Source organism: Kluyvera sp. EC_51 (genome assembly GCF_019584505.1).
In the GTDB taxonomy this organism is placed as follows: Bacteria; Pseudomonadota; Gammaproteobacteria; order Enterobacterales; family Enterobacteriaceae; genus Kluyvera; species Kluyvera sichuanensis.
The window spans coordinates 1-20,350 of sequence record NZ_VDAG01000120.1; the positions used below are offsets into that span (position 1 = coordinate 1).

General features: G+C 54.0%; 20 protein-coding genes. 6 read left to right on the plus strand and 14 right to left on the minus strand.

The window, feature by feature from the left end; translation table 11 throughout:
* The 4 genes from FHC49_RS24845 to FHC49_RS23310 form a co-directional block, all read right to left on the minus strand.
* Nucleotides 1-59 (minus strand): IS1 family transposase (locus tag FHC49_RS24845; RefSeq protein ID WP_097491765.1); only part of this gene is annotated, 59 nt, incomplete at its 3' end.
* Nucleotides 60-1,399: 1,340 nt separating this feature from the next.
* Complete coding sequence (locus FHC49_RS23300; protein ID WP_185668346.1) at nt 1,400-2,029, minus strand: deoxynucleoside kinase; 630 nt, start codon at nt 2,027-2,029, stop codon at nt 1,400-1,402.
* Nucleotides 2,030-2,277: 248 nt separating this feature from the next.
* Nucleotides 2,278-2,619 carry a DUF1971 domain-containing protein gene (locus FHC49_RS23305; RefSeq protein WP_035892065.1) on the minus strand — a complete coding sequence of 114 codons (342 nt, stop codon included), beginning with the start codon at nt 2,617-2,619 and terminating at the stop codon, nt 2,278-2,280.
* A gap of 157 nt (nt 2,620-2,776) precedes the next feature.
* Entirely contained in the window at nt 2,777-5,065 is a 2,289-nt protein-coding gene (locus FHC49_RS23310) for an FdhF/YdeP family oxidoreductase (protein ID WP_220440969.1), read from the minus strand.
* Nucleotides 5,066-5,398: 333 nt separating this feature from the next.
* On the opposite strand from FHC49_RS23310, the gene FHC49_RS23315 reads away from it, so the two are divergent.
* The gene (locus FHC49_RS23315) at nt 5,399-5,584 is read left to right on the plus strand and encodes a hypothetical protein (RefSeq protein ID WP_220440970.1); all 186 of its coding nucleotides are present in this window, start codon (nt 5,399-5,401) and stop codon (nt 5,582-5,584) included.
* Between the two features lie 160 nt (nt 5,585-5,744).
* On the opposite strand, the gene FHC49_RS23320 is transcribed toward FHC49_RS23315, so the two are convergent.
* Both FHC49_RS23320 and gss read right to left on the minus strand, forming a co-directional pair.
* Nucleotides 5,745-6,926 (minus strand): PLP-dependent aminotransferase family protein, encoded by a 1,182-nt coding sequence (locus FHC49_RS23320; protein WP_220440971.1) that lies wholly within the window; start codon nt 6,924-6,926, stop codon nt 5,745-5,747.
* 131 nt (nt 6,927-7,057) lie between these two features.
* On the minus strand, nt 7,058-8,923 hold the full coding sequence (gene gss / locus FHC49_RS23325; RefSeq protein WP_220440972.1) for a bifunctional glutathionylspermidine amidase/synthase: 1,866 nt from the start codon (nt 8,921-8,923) through the stop codon (nt 7,058-7,060).
* A gap of 155 nt (nt 8,924-9,078) precedes the next feature.
* Between gss and FHC49_RS23330 the strand changes: the two genes are divergently transcribed.
* Both FHC49_RS23330 and yghU read left to right on the plus strand, forming a co-directional pair.
* Nucleotides 9,079-9,627, plus strand: a complete 549-nt coding sequence (locus FHC49_RS23330) for a thioredoxin (RefSeq protein ID WP_220440973.1) — start codon at nt 9,079-9,081, stop codon at nt 9,625-9,627.
* Between the two features lie 51 nt (nt 9,628-9,678).
* Entirely contained in the window at nt 9,679-10,548 is an 870-nt protein-coding gene (gene yghU / locus FHC49_RS23335; protein WP_220440974.1) for a glutathione-dependent disulfide-bond oxidoreductase, read from the plus strand.
* A 28-nt stretch (nt 10,549-10,576) separates the two neighbouring features.
* Here yghU and FHC49_RS23340 read toward each other — a convergent pair whose 3' ends face one another.
* Complete coding sequence (locus FHC49_RS23340; RefSeq protein WP_185668353.1) at nt 10,577-10,867, minus strand: DUF2623 family protein; 291 nt, start codon at nt 10,865-10,867, stop codon at nt 10,577-10,579.
* A 204-nt stretch (nt 10,868-11,071) separates the two neighbouring features.
* Between FHC49_RS23340 and FHC49_RS23345 the strand changes: the two genes are divergently transcribed.
* Nucleotides 11,072-12,112 carry an aldo/keto reductase gene (locus FHC49_RS23345; RefSeq protein WP_220440975.1) on the plus strand — a complete coding sequence of 347 codons (1,041 nt, stop codon included), beginning with the start codon at nt 11,072-11,074 and terminating at the stop codon, nt 12,110-12,112.
* 87 nt (nt 12,113-12,199) lie between these two features.
* On the opposite strand, the gene FHC49_RS23350 is transcribed toward FHC49_RS23345, so the two are convergent.
* Together FHC49_RS23350 and FHC49_RS23355 are read right to left on the minus strand one after the other, a co-directional pair.
* Nucleotides 12,200-12,694, minus strand: coding sequence for a TIGR00645 family protein (locus FHC49_RS23350; RefSeq protein ID WP_185668355.1), 495 nt, complete (start codon nt 12,692-12,694; stop codon nt 12,200-12,202).
* A gap of 70 nt (nt 12,695-12,764) precedes the next feature.
* Nucleotides 12,765-13,274: an ESA_00282 family adhesion-associated protein gene (locus tag FHC49_RS23355; protein ID WP_185668356.1), complete on the minus strand. Its 510-nt coding sequence runs from the start codon at nt 13,272-13,274 to the stop codon at nt 12,765-12,767.
* 103 nt (nt 13,275-13,377) lie between these two features.
* On the opposite strand from FHC49_RS23355, the gene FHC49_RS23360 reads away from it, so the two are divergent.
* Entirely contained in the window at nt 13,378-13,773 is a 396-nt protein-coding gene (locus FHC49_RS23360; RefSeq protein ID WP_185668357.1) for a hypothetical protein, read from the plus strand.
* Nucleotides 13,774-13,775: 2 nt separating this feature from the next.
* A complete protein-coding gene (locus tag FHC49_RS23365; RefSeq protein ID WP_185668358.1) occupies nt 13,776-14,219 on the plus strand; it encodes a cytoplasmic protein in 444 nt (147 codons plus the stop codon).
* Here FHC49_RS23365 and FHC49_RS23370 read toward each other — a convergent pair.
* From FHC49_RS23370 to exbB, 5 genes are all read right to left on the minus strand, one after another.
* Complete coding sequence (locus FHC49_RS23370) at nt 14,192-15,724, minus strand: glycoside hydrolase 43 family protein (protein WP_220440976.1); 1,533 nt, start codon at nt 15,722-15,724, stop codon at nt 14,192-14,194. The genes FHC49_RS23365 and FHC49_RS23370 overlap by 28 nt on opposite strands.
* A 10-nt stretch (nt 15,725-15,734) precedes the next feature.
* Entirely contained in the window at nt 15,735-17,114 is a 1,380-nt protein-coding gene (locus FHC49_RS23375) for a glycoside-pentoside-hexuronide (GPH):cation symporter (RefSeq protein WP_370631789.1), read from the minus strand.
* A 201-nt stretch (nt 17,115-17,315) separates the two neighbouring features.
* On the minus strand, nt 17,316-18,767 hold the full coding sequence (locus tag FHC49_RS23380) for a methyl-accepting chemotaxis protein (RefSeq protein WP_220440978.1): 1,452 nt from the start codon (nt 18,765-18,767) through the stop codon (nt 17,316-17,318).
* Between the two features lie 231 nt (nt 18,768-18,998).
* Entirely contained in the window at nt 18,999-19,424 is a 426-nt protein-coding gene (gene exbD / locus FHC49_RS23385) for a TonB system transport protein ExbD (protein ID WP_185668362.1), read from the minus strand.
* Between the two features lie 6 nt (nt 19,425-19,430).
* The gene (gene exbB, locus FHC49_RS23390) at nt 19,431-20,162 is read right to left on the minus strand and encodes a tol-pal system-associated acyl-CoA thioesterase (RefSeq protein WP_220440979.1); all 732 of its coding nucleotides are present in this window, start codon (nt 20,160-20,162) and stop codon (nt 19,431-19,433) included.
* Nucleotides 20,163-20,350: the final 188 nt, after the last annotated feature.

The window sequence follows — 20,350 nt, forward strand, 5'->3', positions numbered from 1 at the left end:
TTACGCACCACCCCGTCAGTAGCTGAACAGGAGGGACAGCTGATAGAAACAGAAGCCACTGGAGCACCTCAAAAACACCATCATACACTAAATCAGTAAGTTGGCAGCATCACCAGAATCTTATTCTCATTTTGTTAAAAACAGCGATGAGGGGTGATAGCGGAAGCATCACCAGGCACGTTTTTTATTACTTAAGTGAAATTTCCTTGCTCATGGCAATAGTGCCATTGCTGACCACCAGCAATGGCACTACCACCGTCGATTGAGCTTAGAAATATCGAGATAAAAAGAGAGCGCCGCAGCATTATTTCCGCGCAGGCCAAACATCCTTTTAGTTTTCTGCCTCACATAATAAATATGTTTCTCACTGAACCCTGCTAGCTTATTTATTTGGGATACTGAATATCCTTCGCATAGATAGCGAAAAACAGTCAGCTCTTTCTCAGAGAAATCTCTCCGATCGTAAATAGATTTACCCGCCTTATACAGGCATGAGTAAAGATCGGAAAAGCCTATTTTTTCAGAGACTAGCCAAGGAAAAGGCCCCTGAAAATCGCCCCCGGAAGACGCTTCCATCTTGTATAGCAGTACAATTCGACAACGAGAAGTCGGTGAAGCCAATAAACTAAGTATCCGATGTCGCTCTACAACATCAGAAATATAAACAACGAAGATATCCCGAACCGATGTGCTTAAGTAGCACTTCGACCGCAATTGCCGAGAGTGGATCGTTGAAACGTTGCCATCCTGGATAACATCATCATCCTGTAATGCCAAAAGAAAAAAACTGTTATCCGAGATAATACATTGCCTCATATATTACCCCAACGTCCTGGTCTGAGTTTTTATCTAATATCCGTAGTTCCTGATTCTATAAATCTGTTTGCTAAATTTCGGTTTAATTATATACACAGTGAATATATATCGTCAAAAACGATCAATTAATTATTATTGATAGATATAATCAATTGATTAAAGGAATATAGATCGTCTTAATCGATCAATTATTTAATAAAAACAAGTAGATCAATGAAATAGATAATCGTGTTTTAGGATTTTTCCATTAATAAGATTTTGCTCGTACTGATACGTCCGCGACTCAATTTGTAATTTTATGTAAAGAGCGTGTTCAGATTCATAATTTAACTTATTTTTCACATTCAAATAAATTGATCTAAATCAATTAACGACAAATAAACAAAAATACAATTATTGATTCACAGCAATTTAAACCACTCAATTTAATCCATTTTGGGGAGTCATTACGGTAATAAAACGCCCCAATGAGAGTATAGGCGCTGCTTTTCGACAGGGAGGAATAGAAGACGGTGGGAATGAACAACGACCTCAGGCGCAGCATCTCATAGGAGGCGCTGCGTCATGGCATAGATTCAACATGCTATTTCAGGCTTTCAACAATGGAATCCGCGAGTGTTTCCGGGCAGGCAAACCCTGACTCCACGCGATGCGTCAGCAGTTTAGAACCGTACTGGCGGGTAATCTGCGGCAGGCAGGCATCGTGAAACGCTTTAAGATCGGCAAAATAGTCCAGCGTATATTCGCTCTCCCCCGCCCGGCCACGCGCCATGCAGGCGTTAAAGCACGACTCCACGTCCCGGTCGACGTAAACCACCAGGTCAATCTGCGGGTAGCACTTCAGGTAATGCTTTATTTGATAGAAATAGGACATATAGCGGGCCGATGGCTGTTCGGTCATCAGGAAGTTAACGTGGCAGAACACGATATCGCTAAACAGCGAACGCTCAATTACGTAATTGCCGTCTGGAATATCCTGTAAAAGCGCCTGTCGGCTGCGGGTAATATAAAGCTGGAAAGCCACCCTCGCATCCGCATCGCGGGGGTTTTCGACGAAGACCTGCAGCAGCTCGAGAAACACAGGGTCTTCATCCACCGGCTCTCGAATGACTTTCCAGCTGACGCCCGTTTTCTCGGATAGCGCCTGAGCCAGGGGGTCAAGCAGCGTGGTTTTTCCTGCGGCAATATTGGCCTCAATAGCGACAATCTTCATGTCAGTACCCTGATGATTTAACGAATTGATACAGCGTCAGCATGACGCTCCGTGTGACTTGCGGGGCAGTCTGGTCCTTCGCAGTATAGATATTCCTGATATTCGGCAACGTGGAGTAAAGGCTGTTCGCGGCAGCACTCCTGCTCGCCGTAATCGACTCGCGTCGACGCGTTTGTGAAGAATGTCAGCATGGCGTTTTACACTATCGGGAGGGCTTCCCCATCAACGGTGATGGGGAAGCGGCAGGGTTAGGATTTTTTCGCGCTGTAGACTTCGTCACCGGAGAATTCAGGTTCGGCCCAGAAGTTGATGTTGAACTGCGCATCGTCGGTCATCTCGATACGGTGCCAGTACTGTGGCGGGCTGGTCGCGAAGCTACCGGCATTAATCACCACTTTAACCTCCGGCTCGGTGGCCTCGCCATTGGCGAAACCGTAGTAGGTCACCGTCCCTTCCATCACGCAGAGCTGACCAAAAATACCGGCGGCGGTGTTGTGGTGGCTGAGCAGCGCAGCAGGCACGTTGTCTTTCGTAAAGAATGGGGTGGAACGTTTGATGGTCCAGTTTTTTGGAATTCTGAGATGGCTCATAATGACCTCCGCTTCATAAGATGCATTTAAAATACATCTTTAAGATTTCACTGCAAAGGCATTATTGCGAATAAATCTCATTACCATGAAGCAATGCTATCGTTACAAACGACAAAACCAGCCTGACGGCTGGTTTTGAGAGGACGGTCTGCGCGACCTATGCTTTGGTTATCAGTACCGGCACGCTCTTATAAGCTGGCGTCAGACTTTTCGTGTCCACCGCATCCAATGAGAGCAGCACATTCGCTTCCGGCAGATAGGCTCCAATCGAACCGCTCGCCATGCTGTAAACCACCACCGTCAGGCCGAGCATCGCGCGGCCTTCGCTCGGCTTGCCGTTATCGTCCAGCGCCTGAATATTAATCACATCGCCTTCCACCAGTCCGCGCGCGTCGGCTTCCGCCTGGCTTAAGAAGGCTACGTCGCGGCGCCCGGTGATCCCTCGATAGCGGTCGTTCATGCCATAAATGGTGGTGTTGTACTGATCGTGGCTGCGTAATGTTGCCAGCACCAGCGAATCGGCGGGCTGATGCTCTCGCTCCACGGCGCGCTGGCGGCTCACCACAAAGTTGGCCTTGCCGGTAGACGTTTTCCACTCACGCCGAGAGGCAGGCGTATCCATACGGAAACCGCCCGGCTCAGCAATGCGGGCGTTATAGTGGGCAAACGCCGGAATCACGTCGGCAATCGCATCGCGAATCAGCGCATAGTCGCCCATCATCGCTTCCCAGTTCACCGGAGAGTTCGGCAAGGTGGCGCGTGCCATCTCCGCCACAATCGCTGGCTCTGACTTCAACCAACGCGAAGCGGGTTTCAGCGCCCCGCAGGAGGCGTGCACCATCGACATTGAATCTTCCACGGTCACCGACTGGATCCCGCTAGCCTGCATATCGCGCTCGGTTCGGCCCAGCGCCGGCAGCAGGTAGTTGTGTTTCGCCATCAGCAGATGCGAACGATTTAGCTTGGTCGCCACGTGCACCTGCAGGTCGAGCTTTTTCATCGCCTCAAAGGTGCGCTGCGGCTGCGGCATCGCCACTGCCAGGTTACCGCCCATGCAGATAAGCGCTTTGGCGTCGCCACGTTCGATGGCGCGAATGCTCTCCACGCTGGAGCGACCGTGTTTGCGAGAGACGCTGATGTTAAAGCGCCCTTCGAGCCGCAGCAGAAATTCCTCTGACGCCGCTTCATTAATTCCTACCGAGCGGTCGCCCTGCACGTTAGAGTGACCGCGCAGCGGGCAGATCCCCGCCCCTTTCTTGCCCATATTGCCCTTCAGCAACAGCAGGTTCACCAGCTGCTGCACGTTCTCCGTGCCGTTCTTGTGCTGGGTGATGCCCAGCCCGTAACAGATGATGGTGGCGTTCGATTTGTCGTAACGGTCGGCGAGGTCTTCCATCTGGCTGCGAGTCAGTCCGGAGTCCTGTTCCAGCTCCGCCCAGCGACAACAGTGCAGGTCGTCATACAATTCCTGATAGCCGTGGGTATGCTCAGCCAGAAACGCGCGGTCGAGGCACGGTTCCTGGCCAAGCAAAATACGGGCTTCATCCATCTCGATCAGCGCTTTCATGATCCCTTTGAGCAGCGAGGCATCGCCGCCCATTTTCACCTGGTAGTATTCGTTGCTGAGAGTGGTGGCGTGGCCTTTGAGCATATCCGTTGGGCTTTGCGGGAAGCTAAAGCGTTCAAGCCCCCTTTCCGCCAGCGGGTTGATAGAGATGATACGGGCGCCACGCTGCGCCACTTCACGCAGCGTGGTGAGCATGCGCGGATGGTTGGTGCCAGGATTGTGGCCGATGCAAATCACCAGGTCGCAGTGTTCAAAATCGTCGAGTTCGACGGTGCCTTTCCCCAGGCCAATAGAGGGCGTCAGGCCCGCACTGGTCGGCCCGTGGCACATGTTGGAACAATCCGGGAAGTTGCTGCTGCCGTATTCGCGGGCAAACAGCTGGTAGAGGAACGCCGCTTCGTTGGAGGTACGCCCGGAGGTATAAAACTCTACCTGTTCCGGGGAGGCCAGGCCGCGCAGCTGCTCACCGATTTCCGCGAAAGCCGTCTGCCACTCCACCGCCTGCCAGGTATCGGTTGCAGAGTCGTACTTCATTGGGTGGGTCAGGCGGCCAATGTTTTCCAGCGCATAGTCGCTGTAATGCCACAGTTCAGCCACCGTATGCTGGCGAAAAAATTCCGGGGAAGCTTTCTTACTGGTCGTCTCCCAGGAAACGGCCTTCACGCCGTTTTCGCAAAGCTCCATGGGTGAACGGTGGCCAGGGTCAGGCCAGGCGCAGCCGGGGCAATCAAAACCTTTGACCTGGTTCATGCGGAACATCGCGATGATATCGCGCGCGACGGCCTTTTGTGAAAACACCGAGGCAGTCACCGCTTTAACCGCACCCCATCCACCCGCTGGCCCTTGATAGCCGCTTACACCTGGAACGACATTGCTCATTTTTACCGCTTATTTTGTACCCAATTTCAATGGGGAATACGGTAGCAAGTTCACTGGCGTAAAGATTTCCTCTTCACGAGGTACGCCCGCCCTACAATGAACGGGTTAGAGGGTGGTTCCCTTCTGGTAGCAGATAGCGCTCTTATCCGGGTGGATTGCAGCGGAGAAATGCGCCACGTTAAAACGAAAATCTGCGGCTTAAGTTAAATCAGACATTATCTTTTGCCCGTTAACATCATCAGGATTTCATCTGATAAAGACTCCAGGAAAAAGTAGTTGATCTGATAAGCGCTAGCTCTTATTTTCTTCTGAGTTTTCTAATAGGGTCCTACGATGTCTACCATTACAGCCAACAGTATTAGTGAAGCGAAAGAATTAATTACCTGCGGGAAATATAAGGAAATTATTCTTAATTTCGATATTGATGCCGACAGTTTCTTTACCCTCGCCAGCGCCCCGCATGATATTAAAATAACTCTCACGGATAGCAATAATCACGCTGCGGAATTAGCAGAATAATAAGAAGAATAATTCGGGATATGGGTATGTTGTTATTTATGGGTACCGCGGCGGCGGCCTTTCTGGCCTCGCTAATGCTTATCTGGGTTGATGACCGGATGGCTGACCAGGAATAAGAGAAGTGACTCCGCGCTAACGTTCAGCGCGGAGTAAGAGCAGATTACAGTGATTTCGCCAGGCGTTCCACGGCGGTCATCAGCCCTTCCTGCGATACCGTCGAGTACGACAGACGCAGGGTACGGGTATCCGGATTATCGTTGTAGAACGCTTCACCCGGTACATACACCACGCCGTTTTCCAGCGTTTTTTCCAGCCACTTCATGGTGTCGAACGGGTAGCGGAAGCGCGCCCACAGGAACATCCCGCCCTTCGGACGGCTGAACTCGATATGCTCGCCCAGACGGCTTTCCAGCGCGTCGGCCAGCGCATCACACTTCTTACGATAGTCTTCGCGGATAAGCGCAATCTGGTTTTCCAGACGGCCCAGACTCAGGTATTCAGCGGTTATCACCTGCGACAGCATATTGGTGTGTAAATCGGCGGCTTGCTTGACGATCACCGTCTGCTGCGCCAGCCAGTCCGGCATCACAATCCAGCCAATGCGCATGCCCGGCGCCAGAATTTTGGAGAAGGTTGAGGTGTAGACCACCTGATCCTCACAGCCCAGCTCTACCGCATGCTGGTACAGCGGGCGCTGCACTTCATCGGTAAAGCTGATTTCACCGTACGGATCGTCTTCGATGATGACGAAATCATGCTGCTTCGCCAGCTCCACCAGGCGACGACGACGGTCATCACTTAGGGTTTTACCACCCGGGTTACCAAAGGTTGGCACCAGATAAACGGCCTTCACGCGAGTGGTGGAAAGCAGTTCGGCAAGCTGCTCTACCAGCATGCCGTTGTCGTCGGTATCGACGCTCAGGATGTTGGCCTGCGCCAACTGGAAGACCTGCAGCGCCGCCAGGTAGGTTGGGCGTTCGACGACAATCGCATCGCCCGGGTCGAGCAGCGTACGGGCCACGATATCCAGCGACTGCTGCGAGCCAGAGGTGATATACACATGGCTTGCCTGGCAAGCCACACCGCGCGCCTGACACAGTTCGCTGACGGCCTGACGCAGCGGCGGGTAGCCTTCGGTCAAACCGTACTGGAATGCGTCGTTAAAGCGCTCGCTCATCACCTTCTGCACCGCCAGCTCCAGCCCTTCGGTATCAAAAAGCTCCGGGGCTGGAATACCGCCACCGAGAGAAATCACGCCGGGCAGTTTACTGTGTTTTAAGAGTTCGCGGACGGCGGAGGGCTTGAGTTCACCCACGCGCACGGCGAGTCGCCGATCGTGCATATTCATTTCCTTTTCTGTCTTGTTGTTGTGTTTATTGCAGGCTTTCTTTTACCGTAGCCCGGCCGAGCAACGCGACGCCGGGAACATCCCCGGAGTCGGCGTGTTTAACGCCTCGTCCGGGCTACTCGCCTTTATTCTTTATCTTTTATTACCACCAGCGGTTCAATATCGCTCTCTTTTTTAATCACCAGAGATTCGTCACCGCGTAAACAGGTGCCGCCATAATTACCACCGACGGTAAAGGTACATACCTGAATATATTTTCCTGCGACGTTTGGCAAGCACCAAAGTTGCTGGTAAATATTTTTTCTATCAACAAATTTACCGCTGGTTTGATCCAGTAACCGATCGTTCCCGCTGACCAGGTCGATATTACTGCCGCAGCGACCGGAAATAGGCTTAATCGCATAACCCGTTTTTGCCAGGTGTTCGCTGACTTCGAAATCGGTATCCAGCAGATACGGATGGTTCGGGAACAGCGACCACAGCACCGGCAGAATCGCCTTGTTGCCTGGGATAACGGTCCACAGCGGCTCAAAGACCATCACTTCCGGGCGCAGCAGCACGTCAATCAGACGCACTTCATTATCCGGATTACCGGTGCGAATTGGCACGGCGGCATATTCGTCTTCGTCGACCTCGCGCACCTGTTCGATGGCGGTTTCCCACGCCCAGGTTTTCCACACGCAGTTCACCAGACGACCATCACCGTCAATCAGCTGACCGGCGGCATCCCAACGCAGCTCGTCCAGACCATAGAGAATTTTGCTCTCAAAGCCCGCCTGTTCAAGGGCGCGCTGCATAAACTGGGCGTGATAATTCTCTTCCAGATCGTTGTCCTGCATGATGTGCACGAACGGTCGCGCCTGGCTGTGTTTCCACGCCCCCACCAGCTCGCCCAGCAGATCTTCCGCTGGGTTGTGGCCATTACCGCGATAGCCGGTTTTCAGCCACTGTTCGAGGATCAGGCCGCCTTCGGTGTGGCAGGAGGCGGAGTCGGCGTTGTACTCGTAAACCTTCAGCCCACGTTCGTCCATGCAGAAGTCCATGCGCCCGGTGATCATGTCGTGGCGACGGCGCTGCCAGGAGAGGCGCAGGCGCGGCCAGAGGATTTTCGGGATGTCGAACAGCGCCAGCAGGTTGTCGTCACGCATCACTTTGTCGGTGGCGTGGAGATACATCAGGTGCATCTCGTTGGTTGCTTTGATCAGCTCCTGCTCAGCGCTTTCGGTCATGGTGAAGTACTGATACGGATCGGCGTTAATCACGTGACCGTTGGCGGCGATATAGGCCTGCTGGAGCGAATCTTTTTCATCCAGCCATTTGCCCTCAAACTGACCGTTGTTCTCCAGTCGCGCTCCGCCAAGCTTCAGCGCTTCACCGGCAATTGCCGGTTGCGGCAGGCCGTAGCGTGCGTCGTCGGTCTGAATCATCCAGCCCAGAATAGTGGTGTCGTCAAAGGTGTCCTGCAGCGTGTAGTGGCCGTCTTTGACCTCCAGCGTCAGCTCACGGGTCCACTGCTGGCCTGCGGGCAGCGGCGAGTGCAGTACATTTTGCTCCGCAATGCGCACCTTGTTGCCCAGCAGTTGCGTCACCACCGCCACGTGGCCGGTTTCATTAAACTCGCCGCCCTTTTGCCAGATCAGCAAAGAGCCGACGAGCGGCGCACGGCGGGAGCCGTTGGCAAACGCCTGAAGCGGGAGAATCGCGTCGTTCACCACCTGGCGCAGATAGCGCAGCGAAAAGATCTCGTAGGCCATGCCCACATCGGTGAAGACAAATCCGTAGTTGATAAACAGGAAACGGCGGGCGAACTCGACGCACTGCCACTTGTGGCCCATGTATTCGTTGTCGATGTAGCTACGAAACGATGCGTCATCAGGCATGTCGCCCGGTTTTAAGCTGCTGTAATTTGAAGAGTAAATCGCTACGCCACCCGGCGCATACCCCAACAACGTGCCAAATGGGGCGTCACTATTGGTACTTCCCTTGCTCATGAACCTTCCTCAAACATACCGTGCGATTTTCTCGCCCGCACGTTGAAATTAATCCAACAAAAGTGGATTAATCATACACCCGTGTATGCGAGGATGACCCATCGGGGGCAAAAATATTCATCCGAAAAATGCACACTTAACCATCAGGAGTCCACATGAGTTTACAGGCACAACCGCTGGTCTGGGGCCACGGCGCACGCACGTTTGAGGTGTTCCTGGAGCCAACCTGCCCGTTTTCCGTTAAGACTTTCAACAAGCTGGACGCGCTGCTGGAACTCGTCGGCGAAGAGAACGTCAGCGTCAAAATTCGCTTACAGTCACAGCCGTGGCATCTTTTCTCCGGGGTGATTGTGCGCTGCATTCTGGCCGCTTCCACGCTGCCTGACGGCAAAAGCGCAGCGCACAAGGTGATGAAAGCGGTCGCCGACCATCGCGAAGAATTTGAGTTTACCGACCACTGCAGCGGGCCGAATATGGACACCACGCCGCGGGAAATTATTACCCGCATTGAACGCTATAGCGGTGTGCTGCTCGCCGAAGCCTTTGCCGAGCCGGAGTTGCAAAAAGAGATTAAGTGGCATGCACGTTATGCCCGCCAGAACGGCATTCACGTCTCCCCAACCTTTATGGTTAATGGGCTGGTCCAGCCAGACCTGGGCAGCGGCGACGATGTCAGCGTCTGGGCGGCACGGATTTTTGCCTGAAGCTGCTAAACTTCACTACCTCAACACATCATCAAAATAAGGCGAGCGATTATGTCAGAGAACACCTATCAGCCACCCAAAGTCTGGGAATGGAATCAAAATAACGGCGGCGCATTTGCCAACATCAACCGCCCCATTTCCGGCGCCACCCATGAACAAGCGCTGCCGGTAGGCCATCATCCGCTCCAGCTTTACTCCCTGGGCACGCCAAACGGCCAGAAAGTGACGATTATGCTGGAAGAGCTGCTGGCGGCGGGCGTAACGGAAGCAGAATACGACGCGTGGCTGATTCGCATTGGCGAAGGCGATCAGTTCTCCAGCGGCTTTGTGGAAGTGAACCCGAACTCGAAGATCCCGGCCCTCAGCGACCACTCCGCCACGCCGCCAACCCACGTGTTTGAGTCCGGCAATATCCTGCTCTATCTGGCGGAGAAATTTGGTCACTTCCTGCCAAAAGATCCGGCCGGGCGTACCGAAACCCTGAACTGGCTGTTCTGGCTGCAAGGCTCAGCCCCGTTCCTCGGCGGCGGTTTTGGGCACTTCTATAACTACGCGCCGGTGAAGATTGAGTACGCCATCAACCGCTTCACCATGGAGGCAAAACGTCAGTTAGACGTGCTGGATAAGCAACTGGCGCGCGGGCGCTACGTGGCGGGTGAAGAGTACACCATCGCTGATATCGCTATCTGGCCGTGGTACGGCAACGTGGTGCTGGGGAATGTGTACGGCGCGGATGAGTTCCTGGATGCGCAGAGCTACAAAAACGTGATGCGCTGGGCGCAGGACATCGCCAGCCGTCCGGGCGTGAAGCGCGGTCGTATCGTCAACCGTACGAATGGCCCGCTGAACGAACAGCTGCACGAGCGTCATGACGCCAGTGACTTCGATACCCATACCGAAGACAAGCGTCAGCAATCATGATGAAAAGCCGGGTGCCTGGCACCCGGTTTTATTGACCTTCCAGCCGATAGCCCGCCATAAAGTAGCGAACGGTAGTGCTGGAATCATGCTCTTTGAAGAAATCCATCACCATCTCTTTATCCAGCCCGTAGCGGCGCGTCAACACCCCCGCCTCCCAGGCGCTCAGCTGACGGTCACCGGTTTTCTCAAACATACGGTGCGAAAAGCCCAGCACAAAACCACGCTTATAGTCGGTGCAAAAGCCGACCACTTTCTGCGCGCTGTCGGCATATGGCGCCTTCAGTCCCGCGATTAACCCTTTGCCAAAATGGTTGTCCATCTCTACGCCCTCAATCGTTATATATAAAATTATATAGCGATTTTTTGAGCGGTGGCTAGCGCTATTTAAGGGCTACCCCTAAAGAGGAATAAAGCGCGTATTTTTCATCCTCATCTATGACAGTGTGATCGGCACAACGGGCGTGCATCACAAAAAAAAGTACGCTGGGAACAGTGTTTCAAAATAAAAAGAGAAGGAGACCTTATGGCCTGGCATGCAAACCCAGCCCGATACCAACAGATGCAGTATCGCTACTGCGGCCGCAGCGGTTTACAGCTTCCGGCGCTGTCCCTCGGCCTATGGCACAGTTTCGGCCATATCAGCGCCCTCGACGGCCAGCGCGCGCTGCTGCGCAAAGCCTTTGACTGCGGCATCACCCATTTCGATCTGGCGAATAACTACGGGCCGCCGCCGGGCAGCGCCGAGGAGAACTTTGGTCGCCTGCTGCGGGAAGACTTTGCCGGGTATCGCGATGAGCTGATTATCTCCACCAAGGCCGGTTACGACATGTGGCCAGGGCCTTATGGCTCCGGTGGTTCCCGTAAATATCTGCTGGCAAGCCTCGACCAGAGCCTACAGCGCATGGGGCTGGAGTACGTGGATATCTTCTATTCCCACCGTGTCGATGAGAAAACGCCAATGGAAGAGACCGCCGCGGCCTTAGCGCAGGCGGTGCAGAGCGGGAAAGCGCTCTACGTGGGCATCTCTTCCTACTCTTCCGAACGCACCCAGGCGATGGTTGAGCTATTGCGCGAGTGGAAGATCCCGCTGCTGATCCATCAGCCTTCTTATAACCTGCTTAACCGCTGGGTGGATAAGAGCGGCCTGCTGGATACCCTTGAGCACAACGGCGTTGGCTGCATTGCCTTTACCCCGCTGGCGCAGGGGTTGCTGACCGGTAAATACCTGAACGGTATTCCGGAAGGTTCCCGTATGCAGACGGAAGGGAAAAAGGCGCGCGGCCTGACGGAGAATATGCTGAGCGAGAGCAATCTCAACAGCCTGCGTTTGCTCAACGAGATGGCGCAGCAACGCGGTCAGTCGATGGCGCAGATGGCGCTAAGCTGGCTGTTGAAAGACAACCGCGTGACCTCGGTGTTGATTGGTGCAAGCCGCCCGGAGCAAATTGAGGAGAACGTGAAGGCGCTGGAAAACCTGAGCTTCTCGGCAGAGGAACTGGCGCAGATTGACAAGCATGTCGCCGATGGGCAGTTGAATTTGTGGCAGGCGTCGTCAGATAAGTAACAAACCCCGGCGGCGCTTCGCTTGGCCGGGCTACAGGGAAGGTAGCCCGGGCGAGGCGTTCACGCCGACCCCGGGGATGCTGAAAGGCTATTTTTTCCCGCGAGTCAGGCTATCCAGATAGCCCATCACAAACGCCGACAGCACAAACGTCAGGTGGATAATCACGTACCACATCAGCTTGTTGTCCGGCACGTTCTTAGCATCCATAAACACCCGCAGCAGGTGAATAGAAGAGATAGCCACAATCGACGCGGCAACCTTGTTCTTCAGCGAGGTGGCATCCATCTTACCCAGCCAGTTGAGCTTCTCTTTGTGCTCGCTGATATCCAGCTGCGACACAAAGTTCTCATAGCCGGAAAACATCACCATCACCAGCAGTCCGCCCACCAGCGTCATATCCACCAGCGACAGCAACGTCAGGATAAGATCCGCTTCCGCCATACTGAAGATATTCGGCAGAACGTGAAGGATCTCCTGAAAGAACTTCAGGGATAACGCCAGCAGCGCCAGCGAAAGACCAAAGTAGACCGGGGCCAGAATCCATCGCGATGCGTACATCGCATTTTCCAGAAAACGTTCCATAATGTCCTGTTCGTCAGTCAAATTCGGCCTAGTATATCGCAACTATGCAACATCATAACAACAGATGTAATCACACATCATGGGGACGAATAAACGGACGCCGATAGTCAGGCCACACCAGCCCTACCAGTTCCGGATAAGCTTCGTGAGCGAACTCCTGGTAACACTGCTTTAAGCTCTCCACCACTGGATCGACCGGCGCAACGCGCTCGCCTTTGAGGCAGCGACGTTTGATTTCATCATAATACTCATACACCGCGCCGTTGAGGTTGCGGCAGCGATCCTGCGCTTCGAACAGCCCAGGTGTCTCTTTTAACTCGTCTATCGACATGCGCTTGATGGTGGATTGCAGGAAGTCGATATACTCATGATTAATACGCCAGTACCACACCGGGGTGATACTGCTCATCAGGCTGGCGAAATGATTTTCACCTTCATCTTTGCTGAGTGGCGCAGGGGCCAAAGGCGTAACGGTTTCATTATTGGTATCAGACGATTCGTTATTTTGACCATACAGAAAAATTAAAATAACGGCGGTGAGTAGCAGCAACACCATCACAAAATAAATAATACCGCTCATGGTTTTCTCCACTTTTTTTGATTTTAAAAGTGCACCATGATAATGTCAACGAACCTCACTATAATAAAAAACACTTTCCAGCCATTCGAAAGATGACAGGTATATGATCGCTGAAACCCTTATCCCAGCCCGCTTCTGTATCTCTGCCGTAGACGGCGAGCCTCAGGAGGTAAAGGCCAGCACGCAGGCAGAGCCGGAAAAGGCTTCGTTGGCAGACTGGCAGGATGAGATATTGATAAGCGGTGGTCAATCACGTAACCCATTGCTGGAAGAGCGCGATCGTCATATTAAGGATAGATTATATCGCGTTGCAAAAATTGAAGCCTTTGCCCTTATGCTAAATAACCTGGTTGTTCAGGGGGAGATCTCCTCACTGGAGTTAAGTCAAATTATTGAGTTAAAAACCCAGGAGATAAATGATAATGGCAATGAAATTTGGCTTAATTTAATGACGCAGGAAAAAGTCACGCCGCTGTTTTATAATTTAACGGATAAGTAAGTATGAAACTTGTCGATGTTAATCAGGCTAATATATCGTTAAGCCAACCGGTAAGCGACGAAACGCTCCTGCAGCGTAACCTTCAGGCCCTGCGCGATGACAAAAACGCCGAGGGTCGTCGCATCTCCAACCCTTCCGTGCCGCTCACCGCCGCGCTGGTCAAAATGAAGTGGAAGAATCGCCGCGACATCTACGCCTATCAGGTCAAAGAAGAGATCTTCGGTGCCGCGCTGTGTGAAGTGATGGAGCGTTACCCGCACCTGCGCGATAAAATCCTCGCCCACACCGAAGCCAGTTACCAGCATGTGCTGCACCGCGAAACCGCGACCCTTGAAATCAGCCGCGGCCTCGCCGATGGCGACTACCGGACTTCCAACGTCATCCTTAAACTCGATAAAGATGACGAGAAACGCCCGGATCAGCCGGTAATATCCGTCGCAAAGTAGTCAAACCCACAAATTCCCTGCGATGCAGCGGCTTCCAGCGTCAGCGCGACAAGACCTACTTTGGCCCCCACCCATTTACCTTTGCCCGCCGCAAACGGGGGTGTCACCGACTGCCAGCTTCCCTCAGGCTCACGCCAGGCGAAGCGGCAGATACCGCCTCGGGTCACGCTAACCCTTAGCTCGCAGGTCCCAACGTTCAGCGGCGCGATAACCTGACGGCTTTCCCGCACAATACCGGCATCGCTCATCCATCCCGTCACCCAGAGCAGCTGATGCTGCCCGTCCCGTTTCTCCAGCAGCAGCGCCGCGTAGCGCTCGCCGTAGATAATCAGACCGCCCGCATCACCGTTTTTCGCCGCGTTCAACGTCAGCGACGTCCGGGCGATAAACTGCCAGGCGGGGAATTTTTGCAGCAGCAGGTTGGGTAGCCAGTAAAAGTTGCCTTTATCCTCACCCTGCGGCAGCGGACAGCAGCGTAAATTGAGGCGGTCATTGCCCGGCAGCAGCCACTCTGCATGCGGGTTAGCCTGCCATTGCCATTGCAGGCCCGGTACGCCGTGCGTGAAGCTATCGTCAGTTTGCGGCAAGCAACGCGGCGATGGCGGCAGGCTTGTCGGACGCGCCCAGCGCATCACCGGCTGCCCTTCCCCTTCATCGCCCATCGGCTCACCGATACGCGGCCAGCCATCCTGCTCCCAACGCATCGGCTGCAGGTGAACAATCCGCCCATAGAGGTGAGCATCCTGGAAGTGCACAAACCAGCATTCACCGTCGTCCAGCTCCACCCAGCCGCCCTGATGCGGGCCATTCACCGGCGTGTCGCCCTGGAACAGGACGTTTCTGGCCTCCCACGGGCCGGTCATACTGCTGGCGCGCAGCACGGTTTCCCAGCCCGTCTCCACGCTGCCCGCTGGAGCGAAAATGTAGTACCAGCCGCCGCGCTTATAGACTTTCGGCCCCTCCAGCGTCGGCTGATCGGAGCTGCCATCATAGATAATACGCCCTTCGCCCAGAAGAGAAGTACCGTCAGGCGACATGGCAAACAGCTGCAGCTTATGCTTGATGCCGCTGCGGCTATGGGCAAAAGCATGCACCAGCCAGGCGTCGCCGTTGTCATCCCAGAACGGGCAGGGGTCAATCCAGCCTTTCGCGGGCTGCACGCAGTGCGGCGCGCTCCATTGACCCCAGGGATCGTTGGTCTGGCACATGAAAATGCCTTCATCCGGCGTGCTGAAGAACACCCACAGCTTATCGTCATGCCAACGAATTGACGGAGCCCATACGCCTTTTCCCGGCTGATACTCGTCGTAGCCCGGCAGCGGCAGCGCGTCGAAAACGTGGTTGATAATCTGCCAGTTGACCAGATCCGTCGAATGCAGAATTGGCAACGCGGGCATATGGTTAAAACTGGAGGAGACCATAAAGAAGTCATCCCCGACCCGGACGATATCCGGGTCCGAATAGTCTGCGCACAGAATCGGGTTCTGATATTCAGATTGCGTCATCTCACCCTCCTCAGGCTTTACTCAATTCGCCGTCAACCGCTTGCGGTTCTGCGACTGTCGCCGGGAAACCTGCCTGCTGGCGAGCGGAGAGGTCACGTTGAATCATCGCCATTTTCTGGTCGTCGAGCTTATAGAAGCGAGACAGCCACCACAGCACCAGGTAAGAGAGCGATGGCCCGAGCGTCAGCAATCCAACGATGCCCATCGTCGCCATCGGCGTTTGTTCGCTGACGCCCGCCTGATAGCCAAACAGCCCCAGCGAGAAGCCAACTACCGCACCGGCTACCGCCATGCCCATTTTCAACGCAAACAGATTGCCGGAATAGGAAAGACCGGTAATGCGGCGACCAAATTTCCACTCGCCGTAGTCGGCGGCGTTGGCCATCATGTTCCACTTAAACGGTTGATACATCTGGTGGAAGAAGCCGACGAGGAAATAGAGCGGGAACACCACCGGCAGCCAGGTTGGCGGCACAAAGAACATCACCACGCCCACCGCCACCAGCAGCAGGTTGATATTTTTGAACAGCGAAACCGCGCGATAACGCTTCGCTAGCCAGCCGGCGGCGATGCTGCCAATAATGGTACCGACCACGCTGGTCGAAACAAAGGCCGACTTCATCGCCGTACCTGCCGCGGACTCCACGCCGCCCATCATCAGGTAGGTAGCGTAGTAGAGCGTGGCGGCGCTGCGCATCACGCCCGCCATACTGGAGAAGAAGGTAATGATCGCCACGATCCGCCACTGATCGTTGGCCAGCAGCGAACGCAGATCTTCACGGATGCTCCCCTGATGCTCAACCGCAGGCGCCACGCGCTCTTTGGTAGAGAAGAAGCAGAATGCCAGCATCACGATGGCAATCAATCCCATAATCCCCATAGTGGCCTGGAAGCCGAACTGCTTGTCCTCTTTGCCCAGATAATCGACCAGGAACAGCGTTGCCACCGAGACCATCAGCCCGGCAATTGAAGAGATAGTGAAGCGGTAAGACTGCGCCGACAGACGATCTTTTTCATCACGGGTGATCACCCCGCCCAGCGCGCAGTAAGGAATATTGATAAAGGTGTAGCACAGCATCAATAAGGTGTAGGTCAGGTAGGCGTAAACCAGCTTACCCGAAGCGCCAAAAGCGGGCGTGGTGAAGGTCATCACCGCCAGCACCGCGTAGGGAATAGCAAACCAGATAAGCCACGGGCGGAAGTGGCCCCAGCGGGTTTTAACCCGGTCGGCGACGATGCCGGTCAGCGGGTCGGTGATGGCGTCCAGCACGCGGGTCACCAGGAACATCACCCCTACCGCCGCAGCGGAGAGGCCGTAAATATCCGTGTAAAACCAGGTCAAAAACATCGTTACAGAAGAGTAGACGATGCCGCAAGCGGCGTCGCCCATGCCATATCCCAGCTTTTCTGCGATAGACAATTTGCTGTCATTTGCCACGAGAATGTCCTCCGGAATTGAAGAGGCTTCAATGTAGGAGGATGCCTAAGACAATCATATTGTCATTTTTCGTACTGGTATTACGTTTTCTGGCAACTGCGGAAGTTGTCACATAACTGGATGATTTATCATACCACTTTCATTTTTGTGACCTTACACCAGGCGGAAAACGGAAATTGCCGACTTCAATTCGCCGGTATGACGCTGCTGCTGATGCGCCACCTGAATAGTCTGGGCCACGTGCTGGATATTTTCCTGCACGCTGGCATCGATGGTGGCAATACTGCCTTTCATCTGTAGCACGCTGGTTTTCTGCTGGTCGCTCATTGAGAACAGCACATCGACGCAGGACTGCAGGCTGTCGATATTGCTGATAATCGACGCCATCGTTTTCCCCGCCCGTTCAACCTGCTCCGCCCCCTGATGGGTGCGCTCGACGGAGGTGGCAATCATCTGGCGGATATCGCGGGCCGCCTCTTCGCATCGCAGCGCCAGCGTACGCACTTCGGCAGCCACTACCGCAAAGCCTTTGCCGTGCGCCCCCGCCCGCGCCGCCTCAACGGAGGCGTTCAGCGAGAGAATATTGGTCTGGAAGGCAATACCGTCGATAAGCTCAAGAATGCCGTTGATTTTCAGCGATTCGTCGCGGATATGCGCCATTGACGCCATCGCCGAGCGAATATTCTCCCCGCCCTCCTGCGCTACGCCGCTTGCCTGCTCCGCCAGCGTCCGCGCTTCGCTGGCCTTCTCGCTGGTGAGCGACGCCGCCCCGGCGAGTTGTTCCATGGCGCAGGCGGTGACCGCTAGCGAACGCGCCTGGTTGTCCGTACGCTCAGAGAGCGCAGTGTTGCGCTGGAGTAGCGTTTGGGAGGCCTCCAGCAGTTCAGAAACATTGCCGCTAACCTGCTCAAGGGTATTTCGCATCGCATCCAGCGTCAGGCTAAAGGTACGGGCAAACGGAGAGCGGCTGGTTTTGCTATCACGCTCAAGCGTCAGGAAGCCCGACTCGCGGTTAATCACCGAGGCCAGTTTCGCCACTTCGCTGGCCGAGCGGGCATCCTGCTCCATCCGCACCGCCAGCAGCACCAGAAATATCGTCTGCGCGACCACATACAACCCGTGCATCACCACCATTTCCAGCCCGGTATGCATGAATACGGTAATATTAAACAGGCCATATTCCTGTAAATAATTAAACACCAGATGATGTACAGCAATAACGGCCGCGCCCATAATTAATGGCCGCCAGTCACGCCATGCCAGCAGCGCAGAGAGCAATACAAACACCGAGAAGTGGTATTCGGTTTCACCACCGCCAAGTTGAATAAGCAGCGCAGAATAGGCCATCATAATAAAGGCGTAGACCAGCCGGGTAATTAATCTGCCGGGAAAAAGGAGCGTCATCAATGTGCCCAGCACCGAAAGCAACGTAGCCGCCAGCAGCGCCAGGCTGAGGTTATCGTTCATCGCCCCGACGCCTAGCGAAACGCCCCACATCACCCAGGCCAGCGTCATCAGCAGCCGGTCCGCTCTGCGGCGAATGGAGGATAAAGAGAACAGATCCTGAGACAGCCCGTTGGGCTGCCAAAACGTCATTATTGCCATGATATATTCCGCCCGCGCAGGTGTCATTTCACGTCATATTATTGTTAGCGTTCAGGATTAAGCGTAGAGGGGTTATTTCTTGCTAGCCACTATATTGTTAAAAATATATCGCTAAGATTAAGTTGTACTTAATTTTATTTAACAGCGAGTTGGAATATATAAGACTTAAGGGAAATATTATATTACTGGGGGAATAATAACGGATGGCGCAGAACGCGCCATCCGGGATGCTTATTTTTTCGCGACGGTTTCTTCGCCAACGAGGCCAATCTTCAGATAGCCCGCCTGGTGCAGGGTATCCATGACCTTCATCATCGTTTCGTAGTCCACGGTTTTATCCGCGCGGAAGAAGATGGTGGTATCTTTCTTGCCTTCCGTGAGCGTATCAATCGCCGTCACCATATTATCGTCGGTGACCGGGTCATTGCCGAGGAACATCGATTTGTCCGCTTTCACCGACAGATAGACCGGTTTATCCGGGCGAGGCTGCGGTTGGCTGGACGAAGCTGGCAGATTCACTTTGACATCGACGGTCGCCAGCGGCGCGGCAACCATAAAGATAATCAGCAGTACCAACATGACATCGATAAACGGCGTCACGTTGATATCATGCATTTCGCCATTATCGTCCAGATTTTCATTAAGACGCATTGCCATGGGGCATTAACCTACTCGTAATTTCTGGGCGGTACGCACCGGATGTACGCCGCTGGCGCTGAGGTCCAGGTCACGGCTTTGCAGCAGCAGAACCTGCGCCGCAACGTCGCTCAGGTTGGCTTTAAAGCCGCCAATCAGACGCGCAAAGATGTTATAGATGACCACCGCAGGAATCGCGGCGAACAGGCCAATCGCGGTCGCCAACAGCGCTTCTGCGATACCCGGCGCCACAACCGCCAGGTTAGTGGTCTGGGTCTGGGCGATGCCGATGAAGCTGTTCATGATACCCCATACGGTACCAAACAGACCGACGAACGGGGAGATAGCACCGATGGTTGCCAGGAAACCGTTACCACGGCCCATATGACGACCCACGGCCGCCACGCGACGTTCCAGGCGGAAGCCGGTACGTTCTTTAATGCCTTCGTTATCTTCGGAACCCGCAGAGAGCTCCAGCTCGTTCTGCGCTTCGTTGATTAACTGCGTGCTCAGGCTGCGGGCATCAAATGCAGCCGCGATTTCATTCGCCTGATTCAGGGAACGCGCTTCGCCTAACAGTTTCTGTTCGCGCTTGAGGCGGCGCTTATGGGAAAGAAGCTCAGCCCCCTTGCTGAAGAAAATAGCCCAGGTGACGACGGATGCCAGTATCAAGCCAATCATGACCACTTTAACCACGATGTCGGCATGATGATACATACCCCAAACGGAGAGATCCGCCTGCATCAAATTATTACCCACTGTGTATCTCCAGGACATAAATCACAAATTCTGAGCACAATAATATCAAAACATCGTCGAATTGATAGTAGTTCTCATTAGTATTTACATATTGACCCAAATCACACTTATTTTCCTTGCGCTTACGCAGTAAAAAAGTTTTCAGCCGGTTTTTTGGCAAAATTTTCTGCTGTTCGCGCAGGTAACGG